Source organism: Streptomyces sp. NRRL S-87, from assembly GCF_000719335.1.
Classification (GTDB): domain Bacteria; phylum Actinomycetota; class Actinomycetes; order Streptomycetales; family Streptomycetaceae; genus Streptomyces.
The window spans coordinates 22,881-45,253 of record NZ_JOGB01000016.1; the positions used below are offsets into that span (position 1 = coordinate 22,881).

The 22,373-nt window shown below is 74.0% G+C and carries 17 protein-coding genes and 1 pseudogene; 10 read left to right on the plus strand and 8 right to left on the minus strand.

What is annotated here, in order from left to right; all coding sequences use genetic code 11:
* Complete coding sequence (locus IF43_RS0112280; protein ID WP_030198345.1) at positions 1-1,485, minus strand: LVIVD repeat-containing protein; 1,485 nt, start codon at positions 1,483-1,485, stop codon at positions 1-3.
* A 75-nt stretch (positions 1,486-1,560) separates the two neighbouring features.
* Between IF43_RS0112280 and IF43_RS0112285 the strand changes: the two genes are divergently transcribed.
* Positions 1,561-2,208, plus strand: coding sequence for a DUF305 domain-containing protein (locus tag IF43_RS0112285; RefSeq protein WP_107048478.1), 648 nt, complete (start codon positions 1,561-1,563; stop codon positions 2,206-2,208).
* A gap of 53 nt (positions 2,209-2,261) precedes the next feature.
* Positions 2,262-3,617 (plus strand): FAD-dependent oxidoreductase, encoded by a 1,356-nt coding sequence (locus IF43_RS0112290; RefSeq protein WP_030198352.1) that lies wholly within the window; start codon positions 2,262-2,264, stop codon positions 3,615-3,617.
* Positions 3,618-3,647: 30 nt separating this feature from the next.
* On the opposite strand, the gene IF43_RS0112295 is transcribed toward IF43_RS0112290, so the two are convergent.
* Both IF43_RS0112295 and IF43_RS0112300 read right to left on the minus strand, forming a co-directional pair.
* Positions 3,648-3,929: a helix-turn-helix transcriptional regulator gene (locus tag IF43_RS0112295; protein WP_051795210.1), complete on the minus strand. Its 282-nt coding sequence runs from the start codon at positions 3,927-3,929 to the stop codon at positions 3,648-3,650.
* 5 nt (positions 3,930-3,934) lie between these two features.
* The gene (locus IF43_RS0112300; protein ID WP_158939288.1) at positions 3,935-5,560 is read right to left on the minus strand and encodes a recombinase family protein; all 1,626 of its coding nucleotides are present in this window, start codon (positions 5,558-5,560) and stop codon (positions 3,935-3,937) included.
* 121 nt (positions 5,561-5,681) lie between these two features.
* On the opposite strand from IF43_RS0112300, the pseudogene IF43_RS40630 reads away from it, so the two are divergent.
* Together IF43_RS40630 and IF43_RS0112310 are read left to right on the plus strand one after the other, a co-directional pair.
* Positions 5,682-5,840: pseudogene (locus IF43_RS40630) on the plus strand (NADH:flavin oxidoreductase/NADH oxidase); the annotation flags it as partial.
* 251 nt (positions 5,841-6,091) lie between these two features.
* Positions 6,092-8,125, plus strand: coding sequence for a S8 family serine peptidase (locus IF43_RS0112310; RefSeq protein WP_030198369.1), 2,034 nt, complete (start codon positions 6,092-6,094; stop codon positions 8,123-8,125).
* A gap of 97 nt (positions 8,126-8,222) precedes the next feature.
* Here the strand turns inward: IF43_RS0112310 and IF43_RS0112315 are convergent, their stop codons facing one another.
* The gene (locus IF43_RS0112315) at positions 8,223-9,686 is read right to left on the minus strand and encodes a wax ester/triacylglycerol synthase family O-acyltransferase (RefSeq protein ID WP_063753322.1); all 1,464 of its coding nucleotides are present in this window, start codon (positions 9,684-9,686) and stop codon (positions 8,223-8,225) included.
* A gap of 286 nt (positions 9,687-9,972) precedes the next feature.
* On the opposite strand from IF43_RS0112315, the gene IF43_RS0112320 reads away from it, so the two are divergent.
* Positions 9,973-11,058, plus strand: a complete 1,086-nt coding sequence (locus IF43_RS0112320) for a sialidase family protein (RefSeq protein ID WP_030198374.1) — start codon at positions 9,973-9,975, stop codon at positions 11,056-11,058.
* 22 nt (positions 11,059-11,080) lie between these two features.
* Here the strand turns inward: IF43_RS0112320 and IF43_RS0112325 are convergent, their stop codons facing one another.
* Positions 11,081-11,758, minus strand: a complete 678-nt coding sequence (locus tag IF43_RS0112325) for a uracil-DNA glycosylase (protein WP_030198377.1) — start codon at positions 11,756-11,758, stop codon at positions 11,081-11,083.
* 231 nt (positions 11,759-11,989) lie between these two features.
* On the opposite strand from IF43_RS0112325, the gene IF43_RS0112330 reads away from it, so the two are divergent.
* A complete protein-coding gene (locus IF43_RS0112330) occupies positions 11,990-12,916 on the plus strand; it encodes a sirohydrochlorin chelatase (RefSeq protein ID WP_030198382.1) in 927 nt (308 codons plus the stop codon).
* Between the two features lie 265 nt (positions 12,917-13,181).
* Here IF43_RS0112330 and IF43_RS0112335 read toward each other — a convergent pair whose 3' ends face one another.
* Complete coding sequence (locus IF43_RS0112335; RefSeq protein ID WP_030198385.1) at positions 13,182-14,213, minus strand: lactonase family protein; 1,032 nt, start codon at positions 14,211-14,213, stop codon at positions 13,182-13,184.
* Between the two features lie 35 nt (positions 14,214-14,248).
* On the minus strand, positions 14,249-15,511 hold the full coding sequence (locus IF43_RS0112340) for a nitric oxide synthase oxygenase (protein WP_078910105.1): 1,263 nt from the start codon (positions 15,509-15,511) through the stop codon (positions 14,249-14,251).
* Between the two features lie 304 nt (positions 15,512-15,815).
* Here IF43_RS0112340 and IF43_RS0112345 point away from each other — a divergent pair, with 304 nt between their 5' ends.
* Positions 15,816-17,858 (plus strand): prolyl oligopeptidase family protein, encoded by a 2,043-nt coding sequence (locus IF43_RS0112345; protein ID WP_030198392.1) that lies wholly within the window; start codon positions 15,816-15,818, stop codon positions 17,856-17,858.
* Positions 17,859-17,933: 75 nt separating this feature from the next.
* Here the strand turns inward: IF43_RS0112345 and IF43_RS0112350 are convergent, their stop codons facing one another.
* Positions 17,934-19,589: an FUSC family protein gene (locus IF43_RS0112350; protein ID WP_037888261.1), complete on the minus strand. Its 1,656-nt coding sequence runs from the start codon at positions 19,587-19,589 to the stop codon at positions 17,934-17,936.
* A gap of 428 nt (positions 19,590-20,017) precedes the next feature.
* Here IF43_RS0112350 and IF43_RS0112355 point away from each other — a divergent pair, with 428 nt between their 5' ends.
* The 3 genes from IF43_RS0112355 (at position 20,018) to IF43_RS0112365 (ending at position 22,336) form a co-directional block, all read left to right on the plus strand.
* Positions 20,018-21,253, plus strand: a complete 1,236-nt coding sequence (locus IF43_RS0112355) for a sensor histidine kinase (protein WP_030198400.1) — start codon at positions 20,018-20,020, stop codon at positions 21,251-21,253.
* A complete protein-coding gene (locus IF43_RS0112360) occupies positions 21,250-21,915 on the plus strand; it encodes a response regulator transcription factor (protein ID WP_030198403.1) in 666 nt (221 codons plus the stop codon). The genes IF43_RS0112355 and IF43_RS0112360 overlap by 4 nt, the downstream gene beginning before the upstream one ends.
* Positions 21,916-22,054: 139 nt before the next feature.
* Positions 22,055-22,336 carry an SHOCT domain-containing protein gene (locus IF43_RS0112365; protein ID WP_030198415.1) on the plus strand — a complete coding sequence of 94 codons (282 nt, stop codon included), beginning with the start codon at positions 22,055-22,057 and terminating at the stop codon, positions 22,334-22,336.
* Positions 22,337-22,373: the final 37 nt, after the last annotated feature.

Here is a 22,373-nt window from a genome sequence, read left to right on the forward strand (position 1 = left end):
TCAGTAGCGGTAGTCGGGCTGGGACTGGACGTTGAGCCGGTCCATCCAGACGTCCTCGGCCGGGTCGGTGAGCGGGTCGCGGACCGTCAGGACGTCGAAGCCCTTGGCGATGTCGCTCGAGTAGATGTGGCCGTTGTAGTAGTACGCGGACCACGAGCCGCCGATGAGCGCCTCGGTCGTGGACAGCGGGCCGCGCTCGAAGTAGCCGATCTCGCGCGGGTGGGCGGAGTCGGTGAAGTCCCAGACGGAGACCCCGCCCTGGTACCAGGCCTGCACCATGATGTCGCGGCCGGCGACCGGGATGAGCGAGCCGTTGTGGGCCACGCAGTTCTCCGTGTCGGCCTGGTGGCGGTCGATCTTGTAGTAGCTGCGGAAGACCAGCTTGCGCTGGTCACCGGTGCCGGTGATGTCGTAGATGCCGTCGGCGCCGCGGTTCGGGCCGGTGGCCGCGTTGCAGGTGGCTCCCCCGCCGCCGCCGAGCTCGTCGGTGAAGACGACCTTGTCGCCGCGCTCGTTGAAGGTCGCCGAGTGCCAGAAGGCGAAGTTGACGTTGTCCTGCACCCGGTCGATGACCCGGGGGTGCTCCGGCCTGCTGATGTCGAGGAGCACGCCGTCGCCCATGCAGGCGCCGGCGGCGAGCTTCTTCGCGGGGTAGACGGTGATGTCGTGGCAGCCGGTGGTCTTGGAGACGCCGGGGTTGGTGGGCGCGCCGGGGTTGCCGCCGTCCGGGAAGAGGACGGGGAAGTCGATGACCTTGGCCTGCTCCGGCGCGTTCTTGGGGACCTTGACGATCGAGATGCCGTCGTGCGGGGGCTTGCAGTCCGGGAACGCGTCGTTGGGCGAGTACGACTGGACGTACAGGTAGACGCTGTTCCCGCCGGGCACGAGCGTGTGGGTGTGGGAGCCGCAGTTGGTCTCGACGGAGGCGATGTACTTCGGGTTCTTCTTGTCCTTGACGTCGAAGATCTTGATGCCCTCCCACGAGGACTTCTCCGAGGCCGGCTGCGGGACGCTGCTGCAGGAGTTGTCGCTGCGCGAGGAGTCGGTCGACAGGAAGAGCAGGTTGTTCCAGACCGAGACGTCGTTCTGGCTGCCGGGGCAGAGCACCTGGGTGACGACCTGGGGAGCGGCCGGGCGGCTGATGTCGTAGATGACGAAGCCGTCGTAGTTGCCGCCGTAGGCGTACTTCCCCTGGAAGGCGAGGTCGGTGTTGAAGTTCTGCAGCGCGCCCTTGGGGATGTTCGCCACGTGCTCGACGTTCGCGCTGTGGACGACCTCGTCCTGGCCGGGGAGGTCACCGGCGGCGATGGCTCCGCGGACCCGCTCGGCGGTGCGCGGGGAGACGTCGTGGCCCGCCGGGGCAGTGCCGGGGTCGGGGGTGGCCGCCGCGGGGGCGGCTGCGAGGAACGCCGCCAGCAGGCCGGTCACCGTGGCAGCGGCTCCCCAACGGCCTCTGCGTCGGCGGGTGGTGCGTAACTCGATCACTGCATCCTCCTGGGATCCACTGATGCACGACGGGCGCGAAAGACGGCCCCCGGCAGTATGTTCCTTATCATGCGCATGGCAACAGATGGCACATGTCGACGATTAGGCCTGGGGCTTGCCGCTGCGGCGCTCGTCCTGGCGTCGACCGGCTGCGACGACGCTCCGGACGGGACGGACAAGGCGGCCCCGGCGGTGGTGGCACCGGGGAAACCGGGTGAGCCGAACCGACGGCTGACCGCGGAGGAAGCCGCCAAGGAGCGCCCGGACGACAGTCCGAACTCCGCCGACTTCGGCTACGTCGAATCCATGATCACCCACCACCGGCAGGCCCTGACGATGAGCGCACTGGCGCCCGACCGGGCCGCGTCCGCCCCGGTCAAGCGCCTGGCGGAGCGGATCGCCGCCGCCCAGGGCCCGGAGATCGGCGCCATGGAGCGCTGGCTGTCCTTCCACGCGGCCGGCCGCCCCGCCGGCGGCCACGAGCACGACCACGCCGCGATGCCCGGCATGGCCACCCCGGAGCAGCTGGCCGCGCTCGGGGCGGCGCGCGGCGCGGCCTTCGACCGGCTCTTCCTCCAGCTCATGACCGCCCACCACCGGGGGGCGCTCACCATGGCCGGCGAGGCACTCAAGAGCGGGAACAACGGGGCGGTGGAGGAGATGGCGACGGAAGTGATCGCCCAACAGAGTGCCGAGATCGAGCGGATGCGGTCCATGGGCTGACTCGCCGGGACCCCGGTGGCATGCTGAAGACACCCTGCGGAAGGAGCTCCGCCGTGCTTCGTGTCGCGGTCGTCGGTTCGGGTCCGAGCGGGGTCTACACGGCGCAGTCGCTCGTCCAGCAGCACGACGTGCCGGACGTGCGGGTCGACGTGCTGGACCGGCTGCCCTGCCCGTACGGGCTGGTCAGGTACGGCGTGGCACCCGACCACGAGAAGATCAAATCCCTGCAGGGCAACCTGCGCACGGTGCTGGAGGAGGACCGCGTCCGGTTCCTCGGCAACGTCGAGGTCGGCGGCCCGGAGCTCGGCCCGGAGCGGCTGCTGGAGCTCTACCACGCGGTCGTCTACTGCGTGGGGGCCGCCCGGGACCGCCGGCTGGACGTCCCGGGCGAGGACCTGCCGGGGGTCAGCGCGGCCACCGACTTCGTCTCCTGGTACAGCGCCCACCCCGACGCGGCGGACGGCGGGTTCGCGCTCGACGGGGTCCGGTCCGCCGTGGTGATCGGGGCGGGCAACGTGGCGGTGGACGTCACCCGCATGCTGGCCCGCGGCGAGGACGAGCTGCGGCCGACCGACATGCCCGAGCCGGCCCTCGGGGCGCTGGCGGGCAGCGGGGTGCGCGACGTGCGGATGGTGGCCCGGCGCGGCCCCGCCCAGGGCAAGTTCACCACCAAGGAGCTGCGCGAACTGGGCACCCTGCCGGGGGTGGCGATCTCGGTGGACCCGGCGGAGCTCGCCCTGGACCCGGCGTTCGCGGATCCGGCCGCGCTGCCCGCGGTGAACCGCCGCAACGTGGAGGTGCTGCGGGCCTGGGCCGGCGCCGGTCCGGACCCCGCTCTGCCGCGCCGGATCACGCTGCGGTTCTTCCTGCGGCCGGTGGAGCTGCTGGCGGGGCCGGACGGGCGGGTCGGCGCGGTGCGCTTCGAGCGGACCCTGGCCGAGCCGGACGGCCGGGTGCGCGGGACCGGCGCGTACGAGGACATCGAGGCCCAGCTGGTGCTGCGGGCGGTCGGCTACAAGGGGGTGCCGCTGCCCGGCCTGCCGTTCGACGCGGCGAGCGGCACGGTGCCGCACGCGGCCGGGCGGGTGCTGCGGGACGGGGCCCCGGCGCCGGGCGAGTACGTGGCCGGCTGGATCAAGCGGGGCCCGACCGGGGTGATCGGCACCAACCGGCCCTGCGCGAAGGAGACGGCGGGATCGCTGCTGGCGGACGCGGCGCTGCTGGCCGCCCGGCCGGTGGCACCGGACCCGCTCGCCGCGCTGCGCGCGGCGGGGCTGCGGCCCGTGGAGTGGGGCGGGTGGCTGTCGATCGAGTCGGCGGAGCGGTCGCTGGGGCGGTCGCTGGGACGCGGCTCGGTGAAGATCCCGGACTGGCAGGGGCTGCTGGCGGCCGCGGAGCAGCCGGCGTAGACCGGGGCGCCCGCATCCTCCTCGCCCGGCTCACTGCGCCAGGCGGCCGGCCTCCGCGTCGGCGGCCGCGAGGACGCTGCCCAGGAGTCCGGGGAAGAGCGCGTCCAGGTCGTCCGTCCGCAGCCGGTTGAGCTTGGCCATGCCCCGGTAGCACTGGCGGATCACGCCGCTCTCGCGCAGGACGCGGAAGTGGTGGGTGCTCGTCGACTTGGTCACGGGCAGCTCGAAGTACGAGCACGCCAGCTCGTCCCGGGCCGCGGCCAGCCGCCGTACGACGAGGAGCCGGACCGGGTCGGAGAGCGCGTGCATCACAGCTCTTACTCCACGATGTCTGCGAGCATGTCCTCCACCGGGTCGACGTGCGTCCCCACGAGGAACTCACAGCGTTCGTCCACGGGTGCTCTCCAACGGGGCGGAGCGCTCACCTTCACTCGTACGCCGGCAGAGATAAGCATGTGCCGACGCGCCGTCCAGTCTTCCGCCGCCCGCCAGTCGTCGCCCCATGTGACGTCGAGCTGAACGACCTCTTCCCGTGGGGGTACGACGGGAGTGGCCTCCAGCTCTTCGAGGCGATCGCTGCGCGCCTGAAGCTGCTGCATCACCACGTCTGCCGCACGTCCGCGAAGCTGCGCGAGCCGCATCGACAGTTCGTCGATATCTGCCGTTAGGTCGGCGATCTCTCCTCGGTGGTCCGAACCCGGAACACGAACGAGCTGAGTTCGACGCATAGGGCCAAGATGGGCGAGGAACTGCCCCGTGATCCATTCCATGACGGGCTCGGCGTGGATCGTCATAGCGGGTTCACCCGGCGCGTGGTACTTGCCGTTACAGCGGAACACCTGCTTTTTGACGCCGGTCAGCTTCGCCTTTTCCCCACGTCCGCCTTTCCGCTCCGTGTACCAATTCAGGTACATGTTCCGGTCGCACGCGCCGCAGACGACGACATTCAGGAGCGGATGAGCGTCCTTGCGTCGAACGACGTTGCCTGATGCACGCGCCTTCAGGGCGTCGTCCTGAAGGCCGTACCATGTCGCATCATCGATGAGCGGCTCTCCTTGCAAGATCGGAGCGCCCTCTTCGCCACGGACGAGCGTTCCATCCTTCTTCAGGATGTGTCCGCGCATCGTCGGAGACAGCAGCAGTTCACGCACTACCGTGATCTGCCACCGGCTCTCCGCGTCGAGATCCCGCGGCGGAGTCGCCATGAGCGCCCGGTGATTCGTTGGAGTGATGGCGCCGAATTCCTCGAGCCACCTCGTGATTTCGCTGTAGTTCCGCCCGGCGGTGGCCATTCCGACCATGCGGCGGCGGATGTCGGCCGTCGAGCGGCGCGGATCATCGTCGGTGTGCTCATAGAGCCACCAGCCCTCGTTGCCGTCGCCGAAGACGCGCCGGCCAGGCTTGTAGCCGTAAGGCAGCGTGCCACCGGTCCAGCGTCCGAGGGACTGGAGGTGTGCAGCTGCACCCTGGTTCCGCTCCATGATCGTCTGGCCTTCGAGCTGCGCAGCGAAGGCCAGGATCAACATGATCAACTCGGACATGGGCGAACTGAAGTCCAGCTCCAGGCGATCGCCCCCGGGACCGGAAGCGAAGATCAGCCGCTTGCCGTTCTTCTTCGCATAGCGCCCCAGATCGGCCATGTCCGCCATGGAGCGAACGGCGCGGTCCATGCGTTGCCAGATCATCACGTCCCATTCGTCGGGACGCTCGAGCCAGTAGGCAAGCTTGGGACGCTCCCACGGCGTCGTCTTCAGAGCGCTTACGTCGGTGTCCTCCGCCCACCCGACGAACGTTCCGCCCACACGGGCGCCGGCCCGCTCCACGGTTTCCTTCTGGACCTCGGGCGACGTCGACGCGTCCGTGTAGCGGCTGAGACGCACTGCGCCGACGAGCCGTAGTCCGCCCTCGCGTACGGGGACCCTCCCCCTTGGAATGGCTGCCACGTGTCGCATGCTAGTCACTGCATCAAGCGCACGCGGGCCGCAAGGCAGCACTGACGGCCGAGCAGATCGCGGAGGTCGTGGACCAGTTCGCGGCCGCCGCCCGCCGGGCCCTGGCCGCCGGGTCACCGAGCCCGAGCAGGCCGACAAGATCGTGGCCAACGGCGAGGCCGACGCCGTGGCCCTGGGTCGCGAGCTGCTCCGCAACCCGTACTGGGCCCGGCACGCCGCGCGGGAACTGGGCGCCGAGGTCCCCGCCCCCGTCCAGTACCACCGCTCCTGACCCACCCGGTCGACGGAGAGGCCCCCACCCGAGGGACACCCCGCCCGGATGGGGGCCTCTCCCGTGAGGTCCGCGTGCGGACGGCCGGGCCCCGGCCTAGCGTGTTGGCCGAACAGAAGTGACGCGCAGCCCGGCGTGCCGGGGGTCCGTTCGGACCCCGGCCGCGCGGGCGCCGGCTCGGGCACTGCCCCAGAGGACCAGACCGCCCCGGTGCGCGACTTCCCCCCACACCCGCACCCCGGGAGTTCGGCATGTCCCGAATCACCATCAACGGCGTCACCGTCGACCCACTGGCCCAGGCGGACGAGCTGGCCACCCACGCACTGACGAACGAGGACGCCGCCACGTCCGACTACCTCCTCGTCCAGACCACCCACCCGCCCACGGCCGAGGAGAAGGAACAGCTCGCCGCGCTCGGCGTCGTGGTCCACGAGTACGTCCCCGACGACACGTACCTGTGCGGCTACCAGGCCACGGACCTGGACGCCGTACGCGCCCTGCCGTTCGTGGCCTGGGCGGACGTGTACTTCAAGGGCTTCAAGATCGGCGCGTCGCTCCGGTCCCCCCGGCTGCGGAGCAGCGTCGCCGAGCTGGCGAACCCCATGGACGACGCGGGTCCCGCGACGCGCACCGTCGACGTCGTCCTGCACGACGACGTGGACGTGAGCACGGACGGAGTGCGCGACCGGATCGCGGCGGCCGCCGGTGGCGGCGACGGCGTACGGCCCGTACGCGGCAAGGTGCGCATCACGGTCCGCGAGGAGGACCTGGCCTCCCTCGCCGCGCTCGACGAGGTGAAGGAGATCGAGGAGGTCCCGGAGCAGGCGCTCTACAACACCGTCTCGGGCAACCTCATGCAGGCGCACGTGTCGCTCAACGGCACGAAGTTCCGGGGCGAGGGCCAGATCGTGTGCGTCGCCGACACCGGTCTCGACAAGGGGTCCACCACCAATGTGCACCCCGCCTTCACCAACCGCGTGAAGCGCCTGGTCGCCTTCGGCCGTACGAGCCCCGCGCGCACCGACGACCCGCACGGCCACGGCACCCATGTGGCCGGCTCGGTCCTCGGGGACGGGACGTCGGCGTCGATGGGCGGCCCCGTCACCGGTACGGCGCCCGAGGCGAGACTGGTCCTCCAGTCCTTGATGGACGAGAACTTCAAGCTCACCGGCATCCCGGACAACCTCCTCGACCTGTTCGAGCCGCCCTTCAACGACGACGGGGCGCGCATCCACACCAACTCGTGGGGCCCCGTCCAGCCCGGGCTGCCGTACAACCCGGCCGCCCGCGAGGCCGACCAGATGGTCTGGGACAACAAGGACTTCGTCATCCTCTTCGCCGCGGGCAACAGCGGCGAAGACCGGGACGGGGACGGCCGCATCAACATGCGGTCCGTCAGCGCTCAGGCCGGGGCCAAGAACGTCATCACCGTGGGCGCGAGCGAGGGCAACCGCCCCGAGATCCCCAAGACGTACAGCCAGCTGCTCGGCGGAGCGGCGCGGTGGCCCGCCCCGCCGATCCACGACGACAGGATGGCGGACAACCCCGCGGGCATGGCCGCGTTCAGCAGCCGCGGGCCCAGCCGGGAGGGCCGGATCAAGCCCGATGTCGTCGCCCCCGGGACCGCGATCCTCTCGGCCCGCTCCCGCCTGGCCGATGACAGCGGGACCTTCGGCACCTCCACGGACTCCGCCTACATGTTCGACAGCGGCACCAGCATGGCCACCCCGCTGGTCGCCGGGTGTGTGGCGGTACTGCGCGAGACGCTGGTGAAGAACGGCACGCCCAAGCCCACCGCCGCGCTCATCAAGGCCATGCTGATCAACGGGGCCGACGAACTGCCCGGCCAGTACACGCCGTCCGAGGCGGGCGCCTCCCCCAACAACAACTCCGGCTTCGGCCGCGTCAACCTCCAGCGCGCCGTCGTCCTGCCGACCGAAGCCGGCCTCGCGGGCTTCGTCGAGGCCAACGCACTGGAACAAGGGGAGGAACGGGCGTTCACGATCACGGTCCCGCAGGGGGTGGCGGCCCACACCCTGAAGGTCACGCTCGTCTGGACGGACCCCCCTGGCGATGCGCTCCAGAACGACCTCGACCTGATCGTCCGGGCCGGTGGCCAGGAGCGGCACGGCAACATGGGGACGAGTCCGGGCTTCGACCGCGTCAACAACGTCGAGCAGGTCAACTGGCAGGCCGTCCCGTCCGGCGAGGTGGAGGTCGTCGTCAGGGCCCACCGGATCACGCTGTTCGCCCAGCCGTACGCCGTCGCCTGGCGCATCCTCTGACCCGTACGAGGTGCTTCCCGGCCCGGCCGTACGGCCGGGCCGGTCCCGTCTGCCCCTCAAAACCCCCATCCCGACCCGGCAGCCGTGCCGAACTTCTTCAGGCCCGCCCCACGACCCCGACCGCCGCCCCGTCCGCCGCCCGCAGCAGCCCGTCGAGCTCTTCGCGCAGCGCGCGGGCCAGGTCGTCGAGGTCGGGGACCGCCGCGGAGTCGGCGACCAGGCCGTAGTGGACGGCGCCCTTGTACGTGGAGACGGCGACGGCCAGGGCCTGGCCCTGGGCGAGCGGGGCGAGCGGGTGGACCTCGCGCAGGGTGGCACCGCCGAGCGTGAAGGTCAGGCCGGGCAGCGGGACGCTGGTGACGAGGACGTCGTAGAGCAGCCTGGCGGCCTGGGCGACCAGCGGGCCGCCGAGGCGGTGGCCGAGCGGGGGGACGTGGTCGGCGAGCAGGGCGACGGCGCCCGCGCCCCGGTGCGGGCCGGCCTCCTTGTTGCGGTCCATGTCGGCGCGTACCGCTCCGAGCCGCCCGAGCGGGTCGGGTTCGGCCAGCGGCAGTCGGACGAGGTAGCCCGAGAGCCGGTTCCCGGCGCCGCCGGCGCCCTTGCCTTTGGGGCGGCGCCGCGAGACGGGGACGAGGGCGCGCGGGCCGGGGCCGGTGACGCGGTCACCGCGCTCGGCCAGCCAGCGGCGCAGCGCACCCGCGACGAGGGCGATGAGCACGTCGTTGACGGTGCCGCCGGCGGCCTTGCGGACCCGGTGGACGTCGTCGAGGCAGAGGGTGACACCCGCGGTACTGCGCTCGCCTGCGGCGCCGGGCGGAGTGGTCAGACCGTCGGGGACGCCGATCGGCAGGCCGGAACGCGCGACGGCGGCGCCGATCTCCAGGGCCTGGCCGAGGTCCTGGACGCGGTCCTGGACGCGCGCGAGCAGCGTGCCGGGAAGCCGCCGCAGATCAGGCACGGGCCATCCGACGAACGAACCCGCACCCGAACCCGAGGCCGAACCCGCCCCCGAACCCGAACCCGACCGGGCACGCCCCGAAGCGACAGCCGACGGGGCGGCCGCCGACGAACCACCACCCGGCGCCCCACCACCCGACGCCCCAGCCTCATCCCCGTCGAACAGCCTGGCGGCCAGGGCGAGGGCGCCGAGACCGTCGGTGAGGGCGTGGTGGAACTTGAACAGGACCGCGAACGACCCCTCGTCGGCGCCCTCCATCACGTGGGCCTCCCACGGCGGCCGCCCGCGGTCGAGCGGGCGGGCCATGAGCGGTCCGGCCGTGCGGTGCGGGTCGGGGTGGCGGCCGGGCAGCAACCGGACGTGGTCGGCGGGGTCGAACCCGGGATCGGACGTCCAGGCGGCGGCGCCCACGGGGAGGAGGACGTCCTGGATGCGGCGGCGCAGGCCGGGGACGTGGGCACTGCGCTCGGCCAGCAGCCGGGCGGCGCGGGCGGCGGCGCCGGGCCCGTCGGCGGTGAAGAGGGCGAGGGCGCCGAGGTGCATGGGGTGGCGGGCGGACTCGATGCGCCAGAACGCGAGGTCCAGCGGGGAGAGGCGTTCCATCGGATCGCCGGGGCCGGCGAGGTCGACGGGTTCCGGCGGGTGCGCGGGGTCTGCGAGCACGCTGTCCCTCTCGTGTCAAGAAGTAAGACCAGAAGTGAAGCCTGCTGCGTCAGGTCCGATCAAGCAACTCAACGCGATCGTCATCTGGCGTTCAGTTACGAGAATCTTGCGCGGGCAGCGGTCGCGCCGGGGGGCCACGGCGGGCGGGCGGGTGCACAGTGGGTCGAAAGGGCCGCGTCCGGCACGGGTCCGGACCGGGACGGCCGCGACGTCGGAGGTGCCGGCCATGACCGAGGTACTGCTCACCGTGGGCACGAGGAAGGGCCTGTTCGTCGGCCGACGGCGGGCCGGGACGTGGGAGTTCGACGGCCCCCACTTCCCCGCCGAGTCCGTGTACGCGGTGGCCGTGGACCGGCGCGGGCCCGTGCCGCGGCTGCTGGTGGGCGCGGTGAGCTCGCACTGGGGGCCCTCGGTGTTCCGCTCGGACGACCTGGGCGCCACCTGGACCGAACCGCCCCGGCCCGCGGTGGCGTTCCCGAAGGACACCGGAGCCTCGTTGGAGCGGGTCTGGCAGCTGCACCCGGCCGGGTCGGCCGCGCCGGAGGTCGTATACGCCGGCACGGAGCCGGCCGCGCTGTTCCGCTCGGAGGACCGCGGCGAAACGTTCGAGCTGGTCAGAGCCCTGTGGGAGCATCCGACGCGGGACAAGTGGGTGCCGGGCGGCGGCGGTGAGGGCCTGCACACGATCGTGACGGACCCGCGCGACGCGAACGCCCTGACGGTGGCGGTCTCCACGGCGGGCGTGTTCCGCTCCACGGACGGCGGGGCCCACTGGGACCCGTCCAACAAGGGGGTCTCGGCGGTGTTCCTGCCGGACCCGAACCCCGAGTTCGGGCAGTGCGTGCACAAGATCGCCCAGGACGCCGTGGACCTCGACAGGCTGTACCTGCAGAACCACTGGGGCGTCTTCCGCAGCGACGACGCCGGTGGCAGTTGGACCGCGATCGGGGCGGGGCTGCCCTCGGACTTCGGCTTCCCGGTCGCCGCCCACCCGCACCGCGCCGACACGGCGTACGTGTTCCCGCTCAACGCGGACTCCGACCGGGTGCCGGCGGGGCGCCGCTGCCGGGTCTTCCGTACCGGGGACGCCGGGGCGAGCTGGGAGCCGCTCACGGCGGGCCTGCCGGAGTCGGCGCACTACGGCACGGTGCTGCGGGACGCGCTGTGCACCGACGACGCGGACCCGGCGGGCATCTACTTCGGGAACCGCAACGGGGAGGTGTACGCCTCCGCCGACGACGGGGACAGCTGGCACCCGTTGCTGTCCCACCTGCCGGACGTGCTGTGCGTGCGGGCGGCCGTCCTGACCTGACCCGCGCCCCGCCGGCGGCCGGCTAGGGCAGTCGCCAGTCGACCGGCTCGGCCCCCTGGCGGGCGAGCAGGTCGTTCACGCGGCTGAAGGGGCGCGAGCCGAAGAAGCCGCGGTCGGCGGACATGGGCGACGGGTGCGCGGACTCGATGGCCGGGTAGTCCCCGAGGAACGGGCGGAGGTTGCGGGCGTCGCGCCCCCACAGCACCGACACGAGCGGCGTGCCCCGGGCCGCGAGGGCGCGGATCGCCTGCTCGGTGACCTCCTCCCAGCCCTTTCCGCGGTGCGCGCCGGGCTTGCGCGGGGCGGTGGTCAGCGCCCTGTTGAGCAGCAGCACGCCCTGCCGGGTCCAGGGGGTCAGGTCGCCGTTGGCGGGGCGGGGCAGACCGAGGTCCTGGCCGAGCTCGCGGAAGATGTTCTCCAGGCTCCCGGGCAGCTGCCGCACGTCGGGCGACACGGCGAAGCTGTGCCCGACGGCCATGCCCGGGGTGGGGTACGGGTCCTGGCCGACGATGAGGACGCGCACGTCGGCGAAGGGCTGCTGGAAGGCCCGCAGGATGTGCCGCCCGGCCGGCAGGTAGCTGCGGCCCGCGGCGATCTCCGTACGCAGGAAGTCGCCCATCGCCGCGATGCGCCCGGCCACCGGGGCGAGCGCCTGCGCCCAGCCGGGCTCGACCAGTTCGTTCAGGGGTTGAGCTGCCACGACGGTCACTCTACTGGCGCAATGACCTTGCTTCCGAACCCGCTCCGGCCGGCCCGACGGGTCTCGGCCACCGCAGGACCGGAACCCGCCGGGCGGACACGCACCGTGGAGTGGTGTGCGCCGAGCGTGAGTTGACGGTATCGAATCTTCATCGGATAAATGCGGACAGATGCCGCCCGACCGGGCCCTGCCCGAACAGCCGGTCCCGGAAAACCAGTAGCATGCGGCGCCATGAGCTCCCCCACTGGGCCCGCTGGCCTGCCTGTACGAATGCCGCGTCCCCGCCAGACCGGGCGGCACCGCCGCCCCGAGCCGGCGGTGGCCCCCGAGGGTGCACCCGCACTGGTGCTCGCGGTGCCCGGCACCCCCTCGGTCGCCACGCGCCAGCTGGCGGAGGAGACCCTGAGCATCGCCCGCTCCGAGCTGCCGGGCCTCGACGCCCGGATCGGCTACCTGGACGGCGAGGACACCGAGGGCACCGAGTTCCCGACGCTGACGGCCCTGCTGACCGCCATCGCGGCCGAGCGCGCGGCCCGTGCCGAGTTCGCCCGCGCCGCCGGCCAGGAGGTGGCCCCGTCGGAGGGTCCGGCCGCCGTGGTCGTGCCGCTGCTGGCGGGCCCCGACGGCGCGCTGCTGCGCCGGATCAAGCAGGCGCTCATGGACAGCTCCGCCGCCGTGGAGCTGGCCGACGTGCTCGGCCCGCACCCGCTGCTCGCCGAGGGCCTGCACGTGCGGCTGTCCGAGGCGGGCCTGGCCCGCGCGGACCGCGCGCGGCTGTTCACCGTCGCGACCGCCGCCGACGGCATCATCCTCGGCACGGTGGGCGGCGAGGAGGCCGTGCAGGCCGCCGGCATCACCGGCATGCTGCTGGCCGCCCGCCTCGCGGTGCCCGTGATCGCCGCCGCGCTCGACCAGGAGGGATCGGTGGCCGCGGTCGCCGACCAGCTGCGCGGCTCCGGCTCGCTCAACCTGGCGCTTGCCCCGTACCTGATCGGGCCGGAGGCCGCCGAGGGGCTGCTGGACACGGCCTGCAAGGAGGCCGACTGCGCCACCGCCGAGCCGCTGGGCGCGTACCCGGCGCTGGGCAAGCTCGCCGTGGCCCAGTACGCGGCCGCGCTGGGCATCCCGCAGCCGGCGCAGGGCGCCCCGGTGCGCTGACCTTCCCGTTCGTCCGCAGCAGGGCCCGCCGCCCCCGGTCCGGGGACGGCGGGCCCTCGCGCGTCCGGGTCGCCGCGCCCCCCGTACGCCGCGCCCCGGAACGGCGCCCCGAACCCGATCCGCCCACGCCGGGACGGTCAGCCGGCAGCCGGTCGACCTGTCCGCCGGCCGACCCGGCCGCCGGCCAACCCGTCCGCCGGTCGGCCAGTCGTCAGCCCACCCGGCGCCCGGTGGCGTCGCCGGCGCCGGCAGGGGGCGCCCGGCCTCAGCCGAAGACCACGCAGGTGGCCGCCGGGACCGCGATGCGGCCGGCCTCCACGGGCACGCCGGTGTCCTCGTCCAGGTCGAACCAAGTGACGTCCCCCGAGCGCTCGTTGGCCGCGTACAGGCGACGGCCCGTCGGATCCAGGGCCAGGTCGCGGGGCCAGACGCCGCCGCAGTCGACGCTCGCGGTGAGCACCGCCGCCGCGCCTCCGTCGGCCAGTGCGAGGACGCCGATCGTGTCGTGGCCGCGGACGGCCGTCCAGACGAACCGCCCGTCGGGCGAGGCGACCACCGCGGAGGGGTAGCCGCGTACGTACTCCGACGCCTCCTCGGGGGCCACCGGCACCTCGTCGAGGAGGGTCAGCGTGCCGGCGGCCGCGTCCCAGCGGCACACGCTGAGGGTGGGCGCGAGCTCGTTGACCACGTACGCGTACCGGCCCTCAGGATGGAAGGCCAGGTGGCGGGGCCCGCTGCCGGGCCGCAACCGGGCCTCCGCGTGCAGCCGCGGTGCGCCCGTCCCCGGGTCGAGCGCGCACACGCGCACCGAGTCGGTGCCGAGGTCCACGCTGAGCAGCCACCGGCCGTCGGGGGCGGGGACGACCTGGTGGGCGTGCGGGGCGCGTTGCCGCTCCGGGTCGGGGCCCGAGCCCTCGTGCGCGAGGACGCTCGCCGGCCCGGTGGGCCGGCCGTCGGCCGCCCGGCGCAGCGTGCTGACGCCGCCCGACGTGTAGTGGGCCGTGGCCAGCCACTCCCCCGTCACGCACAGGTGCGTGGGGCCCGAGCCGCCCACCGGGCACGGATCGCCGAGCGGGCTCGGCCCGTCGGGGCCGAGCCCGAAGGCGGCTACGGCACCCGCCCCGGTCTCGCTCACCGCGTACAGCACCGCGCCGTCGGGGTCGAGCGCGAGGAAGGACGGGTCGGGGACGGGGGCCGTGGTCGCCAGCGGGGTGAGCTTTCCGGTCGCGGGGTCGACGGCCGCGGTGGTGATGCCGCGGCCGCCGGCCGAGGTGAACGATCCGATGTATGCGCGCACCCGCCGACCGTAGCAGGTCTAGACCAAGAGGGGCGCTACAGCAGTCCGTGGCCGTGGCCCTGGACCGGGCAGCGGGCCAGGAGCAGGTCGTCGGCCCGCGCGGCGACGTCGGCCCGCGCGAGGACGTCGTCCTCCACGGCACCGTCGTGCACCACGTCGTCCTGGACCAGCCCGATGCCCTGGGCGCGGTCGCGGGCCGCCGGGTCGTGCACGTACGCGGGGGTGCGCTCCGTGTCGTCGTACGTGCGGTGGAAGACCGGCGTGGCCGAGCCGGACAGCGGCGGCACGATCCACGACCAGTCGGCACCCACCTCGCGGCCGTGCCGCTCCTCGCGGTCGATGTGCGCGAGGAACCGCTGGGACTCGGTGTGGTGGTCGGTGATGGTGGCCCCGACCTGGTCGAAGGAGTGCAGCACGGCCCGGTTGAGCTCCACGAGCGCGCGGTCCTTCCACAGCGACCGGTCGCTGGAGGTGTCGAGCCCGAGCCTGCGGGCCACGGCCGGCAGCAGGTTGTACCGGTCGGTGTCGCCGAGGTTGCGGGCGCCGATCTCGGTACCCATGTACCAGCCGTTGAAGGGCGCCGCCGGGTAGCGGACGCCGCCGATCTCCAGCGTCATGTTGGAGATGGCGGGAACGGCGTGCCAGCGCAGCCCCCAGTCGGCCCAGCTCTCGTCCTCCGGGTGCTCGATGGGCACTTCGAGGACCGCGTCCGCGGGGAGTTCGAACCAGCGGGGCTTGTCGTCGCAGCCCTGCACCACCAGCGGCAGGACGTCGAAGGGGGTGCCGGGGCCGCCCGGCCAGCCGAGCCGGCCCACGGCCTCCGTGAAGGCCGCGTTGCGCGGGTCCCCCTGGGGCATCCCGCCCTCGGAGCCGTAGCCGGCGTACCGGATGAGCTGCTCGTTCCAGATGACCGGGCCGGGCCGGTCGGGCGTGTCCGGGGCGAAGACGGTGATGGTGGGCCGGATGCGGCCGCCGTTGCCGGCCTCGCGCAGGTGCTCGACGCACTCGGCGGCTATGTCGTCCGCGCCGGTGAGGTCCCGGCGGTCACGCACGCGCAGCGAGTTCCAGTAGAGGCGCCCTATGCAGCGGTTGGCGTTGCGCCAGGCGACGCGGGCGCCGTGCTCCAGCTCCCGCGCCGTGTGCCGGTAGGTGCCGGTGGTCTCGATCTCGTCGCGGACGACGGCGAGACGCTTGAAGGGGCTCCCCTCCTCCGGGTTCTCCCGGTGGTGGAGCCGGATGAACTCCTCGGCCGCTGCCCACATCTGAGCGACCGTCGAGTGCAGCTGCACTGTTTCCATTCCGGGCGGTTACCCCCTGTCCGGCCAGATCCACCCTGTACGTGCCGGATGAATGTGCTGTGAACAAGCACCCGTTGTACATGCCGCAGGTCAAGGCCGGGCCGTGGGTCACGCGGATTCACGCGCACAGGTGGTGTCCACGCCCACGGGCCTCCTCGGAGCCCTGCGGCGCGTACCCTGGCGGGTTCCCCACCGGACGCCGGGCTGACGCGAGCGCGGACGGCCGGCTCCGGTACGGACGCCATGGCGAGCTCCGTGGCGGCAGGCCGGGACGCGCGGCCCGGCGAGGCCCGAGAATAGCGGGGTGACGGATACCGCTGATGACGCTGACGCCTGGCTGTGGCTGGAAGAGGTACGGGGCGAGGCCGCCCTGGAATGGGTACGGGACCGCAACTCGGAGACGGTCGCGGCCCTGACCGGCGATCCTGTGTTCGGGGCGCTGCGGGAGGAGGTGCGGGACGTCCTCGACGACACCGGCCGGATTCCGTACGTCACCCGGCGCGGCGGCCACCTGTACAACTTCTGGCAGGACGCCGACCACCTCCGCGGGGTGTGGCGGCGCACCGGCCTGGACGAGTACCGCAAGGACGAACCCGAGTGGGAGGTGCTCCTCGACGTCGACGCGCTGGCCGCGGCGGAGGGCGAGAAGTGGGTGTGGGCCGGCGCCCGGGTGCTGTACCCGGAGTACCGGCAGGCGCTCGTGCTGCTCTCCCGGGACGGGGCGGACGCCTGCGTGGTGCGCGAGTTCGACCTGGCGACGAAGCGGTTCGTGGCGGGCGGCTTCGAGGTGCCCGAGGCCAAGACCCGGATCGACTGGATCGACGCGGACACGGTGTACGTCGGCACCGACCTGGGCCCCGGGACGCTGACCGAGTCCGGCTACCCGCGCCAGGTGCGCCGCTGGCGGCGCGGCACCCCGCTCGCGGCGGCGGAGCTCGTCCACGAGGTGGCGCCCGCGGACCTGTCGGTGACCGGCTGGCGGGACGACACGCCCGGCTTCGAGCGGGACTTCGTGGTGCGCTCCGTCGACTTCTGGCGCAGTGAGCTGTTCCTTCTCACCGCGGACGGGCCGCGCCTGATCGAGGTGCCCGAGGACGCGGCGGCCTACGCGCACCGCGAGTGGCTCGTCGTGGTGCCGAAGTCGCCCTGGCTGGGCCACCCGGCGGGCAGCCTGCTCGTCTTCGGTTTCGAGGACTTCCTGGCCGGCGGGCGGGCGGCGGAGGTGCTGTTCACGCCCGACGCGAGCACGGCGCTGGCCGGGCACAGCTGGACCCGCAACCACGTGATCGTGCGGTCCCTGGCCGACGTCTCCAGCCGGCTGGAGGTCCTCACCCCGGGCCCGGACGGCTGGTCCCGCCGGCCGATGGCACAGCTGCCGCCGCTGGTCACCGCCTCCGTCACGGACACCGACCCGTACGAGGGCGACGAGTACTTCCTGACCGTGACGGGCTTCCTGCAGCCGGCGACGCTGGTGCGGGGCGAGCTCGGACCGGACGGCACGGCGGTCGTCGAGGAGCTGAAGCGGGCGCCCGAGCTCTTCGACGCCTCCGGGCTGTCCGTACGGCAGCACTTCGCGGTCTCGGCCGACGGCACGCGGGTGCCGTACTTCGTGGTCGGGCCCGAGGGCAGCGGCCCCGCGCCCACCCTGCTGTACGGATACGGCGGCTTCGAGGTCTCGCAGCTGCCGTACTACAGCGCGGTGACCGGGCGGGCGTGGCTGGCCCGCGGCGGCACGTACGTGGTGGCCAACATCCGGGGCGGTCGCGAGTACGGCCCGGCCTGGCACCGGGCGGCGCTCGGCGCGAACCGGCCGCGGGCCTTCGAGGACTTCGCGGCCGTGGCCCGGGACCTGGTGGAGCGGGGCGTCACGACGGCGGACCGCCTCGGCATCGAGGGCGGCAGCAACGGCGGGCTGCTGATGGGCGCGATGCTGGTGCGGCACCCGGAGCTGTTCGGGGCCGTGGTGGCCTCCGTGCCGCTGCTGGACATGCTGCGCTTCCACAGGCTGCTGGCCGGGGCCTCGTGGACGGCCGAGTACGGGGACCCCGACGATCCGGCGGACCGGCCGCACCTGGCGGAGCTGTCGCCCTACCACAACGCGGTGGCGGAGGCGGCGTACCCGCCGCTGCTGCTGCTCACCTCGACGCGGGACGACCGGGTGCACCCGGGGCACGCGCGGAAGATGGCCGCCCGCCTGCGCGAGCTGGGCCACCGGGTGCTGTTCCACGAGCACCTGGGCGGTGGGCACGGCGGGGCGACCGACCACGAGCAGACGGCGTGGAACGAGGCCCTGACCCACACCTTCCTGTGGCGCCACCTCACCGGGGCGGAGGGCTCGCCGGGGTGAGGGTCCGCGTCCCGTTACGGCACCGGGCCGCCGTACGTCGTGCACGGCGGCCCGGGTCGGGTGCGGATCGGCGCGTCAGCGCGGGGTCAGCAGCCGGGTGGGAGTGACCCGTAGCGGGGCGTCGAGCTCGGTGAGCAGGCGCTCCAGGCCGTGCAGGTGGGCGAGGGCGGGGACGCCGGGCGGGGTGGTGGGGGCGGCTGCGGCCCGCGGGGTCGGGACGGCTGCCGGAACGACTTCCGGGCCCGCGTCTGCGGCGGTGCGGGCGGCCGGGACGGCTGCCGGCACGGCGTCGGGGGCGGTGCGGGCGGCCGGGACGGTCGCGGTCGCCGGGGCCTTCGGCGCGGCGGTGGCCCGGGCGGCGCGGCCGCGGGCCTCGTGGGCGGCGTTCTCCCGGGCGGTCAGGGCCTCGACCGCGCCCTCGACCCGCCAGCACGCGGCGGCCAGCCGCTCGTCGTGCCCGGCCTCGGGGTCGGCGGCCACCGCCGCCAGCCCGCGCACCTCCCGGGCGCACTCGTCGAGCAGGGCGATGACCTGCCGGGCCCGGGCCTTGCGGCCCCGGAACGGGCTCAGCGGGTGGACCAGCGGCGCCAGGGCCATCCGCACCCGGCCCAGCAGCAGTTCCAGCTCCGCGGCGTGCGGGGCGGGGTCGGCGGTCGCGTCGCCGGCGAGCCGGGCGATCGCCTCGGCGGTGGCGGCGTGCACGCTGCGCAGGGCGCGTTCGATCCAGAGCTGGTTGGTGGTGTGGGTGGTGACGGGGAGGAGCAGCACCACGGCGAGGCAGGCGGCGCCCGCGCCGACGGCGGTCTGCTCCAGGCGCAGCACCAGCAGGCCCGGGTGGAGGACGCCGAGCAGGCCGTAGAGCAGTCCTGCCATCACCGTCACCGCGAGCATCATCCACGAGTACGAGACGGGTGCGGTGTAGAAGATCCCGAAGACGCACAGGGCGACCAGGACGGCGGTCGGGGCGGGGGCGCCGTGCAGCGGGATGGCCACGAGCAGGCCGATCGCGATGCCGATCACGGTGCCGAGCACCCGGCGGAAGCCGCGTACCAGGGTCTCGCCGCGCGAGGTGGTGTTGACGAAGACCCACCAGGCGGTGCCGACGGCCCAGTACCAGCGGTCCTGGGAGAGCACCTGTCCCACGCCGAGGGCGAGCGCGCAGGCGACGGTGGCCTGCACCGCCTGCCGGGTGGTGGGGCGGGCCAGGCCCCGGCCGGGCAGCGGGGCCGGGACCGGGGCGGGCGGGGTGCGGCGTTCGAGGGGCCACAGCGCGAAGCGGACCAGGGCGGCCGAGGCGAGGGCGAGGCCGACGGCCGCATAGAGCTCGGGCAGCTGGCCGGGGAGGGCGTGCAGGAACTGGGTGACGAAGAAGTTCATGAACGCGAAGATCCCGAGCGCGTGTCCGCGCGGGCCCCAGCGGCGGGCGTACACCCCGCCGAAGACGACGGCGACGAAGGCCGCGTCGCGGGCGAGCGGCACCCCGTGCAGCGCGGTGGCCAGGGCCAGCACGGGGAATCCGGCGACCGGGAGCAGTGCCGTGGTGCGCGCCTGGGCGCGGACGGAGGCGTCGGCGACGGTGAAGAGGGCGAGCAGGGCCGCCAGGCCTCCGGTGATGGAGGCGGTGAGGGAGAGGCCGGCCAGTTCGGCGACGGCCACGGCGAGGCCGACGCCGAGCACCGCGCGGGCCGCGGTGCGCAGTCTCAGGTGTCCCGGATCGGGTGCCACGAACATCCTCTTCACGGCGGTCGGCCGCCCCCTCGTCGTGCTGGTCGCCGCGCGGCCGGCCGCCCGGGGGTGGTGGGGGCGCGGAGGCACGACGAAAGCGCCGCGGTCCGGAGGCGCCGTTGCCGTCCGGCGCTGCGGCGCCGCCTGATGCATGGATAGGCCAAGGATAAACACCTAAAGGGGTGGTGGCTCAACTCGACCGGGCCGACCGGTACCAATGGCCCACCGGGATGGCGCCCAACTGAGCCATGCAGGAGCCAACGGCCGCCCCGGCGTACGTACCGGCCCTTTTGCACGGTATCCGCAGCCCCGTTCCGAACGCCCCCCGCCCGCGCTCCCCCGCGCCCGGCGCGTCCCCGTACTCCCGCGGGAGTAGGGGTGATCACGTCGCTCGGGTGACGACCGGACCCGCGGGCCCGGTCTAGCGTGGCCGCATGGAGGACCAGCGGCCGAACGGCGCGGAGCACGACGGGACGGACGGCCGGCGTCGGCGGGGACGGCGGGGCGGGGCACCCGGGGCGGCGGGGGCGGACGTCCGGACGGCCGTGGTGGTGGCCGTGGCGGCCGAACTGGGGTCGACCTGGGCCGCACACGTCCAGCCCGACGCCCGCCCCCTCGACGCCGCCGCGCGCGTGCTGCTGGCCCTCGGGCCGGCGCTGCTGCTGTGGCGGAACCGGCGCCCCGTCGCGGTCGTCTTCGCGGTGTGCGCCGTGACGCTGGCGTACCTCGCGCTGGGCTACCCGTACGGCCCGGTCTTCGTCGCCGTCGCGGTCGCGGCCCTCAGCGCCGTGGCCGCGGGCCACCGGTACGCCGCCTGGACCGCGGTCGGCCTGCTCTGGGCGGGGCACCTGGCGATCGCGCACTGGCTGTACCGCCGGCTGCCGCCCGCCGGGGACGGCCCCCGCCCCTGGACCGGGGAGTTCGGGACGGTCGCGTGGGTGGTCGCGCTGTTCGCCGCGGCCGAGCTGGTGCGCGTACGACGGGAGCGGCGGGCCCGGGAGCGGACCGAGCGGGCCGCGGCAGCCCGGCGCCGGGCGGACCGGGAGCGGCTGCGGATCGCCCGCGAGCTGCACGACGTCCTCGCGCACAGCATCTCCGTGATCAACGTCCAGGCCGGCGTCGGGCTGGCGCTGCTCGACGCGGACCCGGAGCAGGCCCGTACGGCACTGACCACGATCAAGGCCGCCAGCAAGGAGGCCCTCGGCGAGGTGCGCCAGGTGCTGGACGCCCTGCGCACCCCGGGAGCGGCCCCCCGGGCGCCCGCACCGGGCCTGGACCGGCTGCCGGAGCTGGTCGAGCAGGCCGCGGCGGCCGGCCTCACCGTCGAGGTCGAGCGGACCGGGGCACAGGGCGGGGCACTGCCGCCGGGGGCGGATCTCGCCGCCTTCCGGATCGTCCAGGAGGCGCTGACCAACGTCGTGCGCCACTCCGCCGCCCGCACGGCGCGTGTGCGCGTCGTGCGCACGCGCGACGCGCTGGAGCTGACCGTGGCCGACGACGGCCCGGCGACCGGTGGGGACGCCGGCGGCAGCGGCACCGGGCTGACCGGGATGCGGGAGCGGGCGGCGGCCCTGGGCGGCACGATCGAGGCCGGTCCGCGGCCCACGGGCGGATTCGCCGTGCGGGCGGTGCTGCCGCTCCCGCAGGACACGAGGAGGGACGGGGCGTGATCCGGGTACTGCTCGCCGACGACCAGCTGCTGGTCCGGGCCGGGTTCCGGGCGCTGCTGGACGCCCAGGACGACATCGAGGTCGCGGGCGAGGCCGGGGACGGGGCGGAGGCGGTGCGGCTGGCCGGGGAGCTGCGGCCCGACATCGTCCTGATGGACGTGCGGATGCCGGTGCTCGACGGCCTGGGCGCGACCCGGCGGATCACCTCGGACCCGGCGCTCGCGTCGGTCCGCGTGGTGGTGCTGACCACCTTCGAGCTGGACGAGTACGTCTTCGACGCGCTGCGCGCCGGAGCCTCCGGATTCCTCGTCAAGGACACCGAGCCGGCCGAGCTGCTGCGCGCGGTGCGGGCCGTGCACCGGGGGGACGCGCTGCTCTCCCCAGGCGTGACGCGGCGCCTGATCGCCGAGTTCGCGGCCCGGTCCCGCGAGCCGGGACCGGCGGCGGAGCTGGACCGGCTGACCGAGCGGGAGCGGGAGGTCATGGCGCTCGTGGGCCTGGGGCTGTCGAACGAGGAGATCGCCCGGCGTCTGGTCGTCAGCCCCCTCACCGCGAAGACCCACGTCAGCCGGGCGATGGTCAAGCTCGGCGCCCGGGACCGGGCGCAGTTGGTGGTCCTGGCCTACGAGTCGGGGCTGGTGCGGCCGGGCTGGCTGGACTGACCTGGGCGCTCCTCGCGGCCGGGCGTACTCCCCCGGTGGTACCCCGGGTGCCGCCGGCCGTACGACGACCCGGGGCGCCGCGGGCGCGACTCTCGAAGGGAGCCACAGAGACCACCGACTCCCCGAGGAGATGACCCTCATGAACACGCTGGCCTACGCCGGGCCCGGCCCGTGGATCCTGTTCTTCCCGCTGATCTGGGCGGCCGTCGTCATCGGCACCCTCACCGTCCTGCGCCGCACCGTGTGGCGCGGCCGGCGGGGCGGGCCGTGGCAGGCCCGGGCGGCGCACGGGGAGCACTCCCCCATCGCGATGCTGGGCCGCCGCTTCGCCTCCGGCGAGATCGACGAGGACGAGTACTGGCGCCGGCTGTCCGTCCTGGACGAGCAGTTCGGCCGTCGGCCCAGGGACACCGACGCCTAGGTGACCTTTCACGATTGGCTGGAAATCTCCGGTCGGG

What these genes read in the sequence shown, in the direction of transcription:
- IF43_RS0112285 (WP_107048478.1), top strand. Translation starts at nt 1,561, where the DNA reads ATGGCAACAGATGGCACATGTCGACGATTAGGCCTGGGGCTTGCCGCT.
- IF43_RS0112310 (WP_030198369.1), top strand. Translation starts at nt 6,092, where the DNA reads ATGTCCCGAATCACCATCAACGGCGTCACCGTCGACCCACTGGCCCAG.
- IF43_RS0112315 (WP_063753322.1), bottom strand. Translation starts at nt 9,686, where the DNA reads ATGGAACGCCTCTCCCCGCTGGACCTCGCGTTCTGGCGCATCGAGTCC.
- IF43_RS0112320 (WP_030198374.1), top strand. Translation starts at nt 9,973, where the DNA reads ATGACCGAGGTACTGCTCACCGTGGGCACGAGGAAGGGCCTGTTCGTC.
- IF43_RS0112330 (WP_030198382.1), top strand. Translation starts at nt 11,990, where the DNA reads ATGAGCTCCCCCACTGGGCCCGCTGGCCTGCCTGTACGAATGCCGCGT.
- IF43_RS0112340 (WP_078910105.1), bottom strand. Translation starts at nt 15,511, where the DNA reads ATGGAAACAGTGCAGCTGCACTCGACGGTCGCTCAGATGTGGGCAGCG.
- IF43_RS0112350 (WP_037888261.1), bottom strand. Translation starts at nt 19,589, where the DNA reads ATGTTCGTGGCACCCGATCCGGGACACCTGAGACTGCGCACCGCGGCC.
- IF43_RS0112355 (WP_030198400.1), top strand. Translation starts at nt 20,018, where the DNA reads ATGGAGGACCAGCGGCCGAACGGCGCGGAGCACGACGGGACGGACGGC.
- IF43_RS0112365 (WP_030198415.1), top strand. Translation starts at nt 22,055, where the DNA reads ATGAACACGCTGGCCTACGCCGGGCCCGGCCCGTGGATCCTGTTCTTC.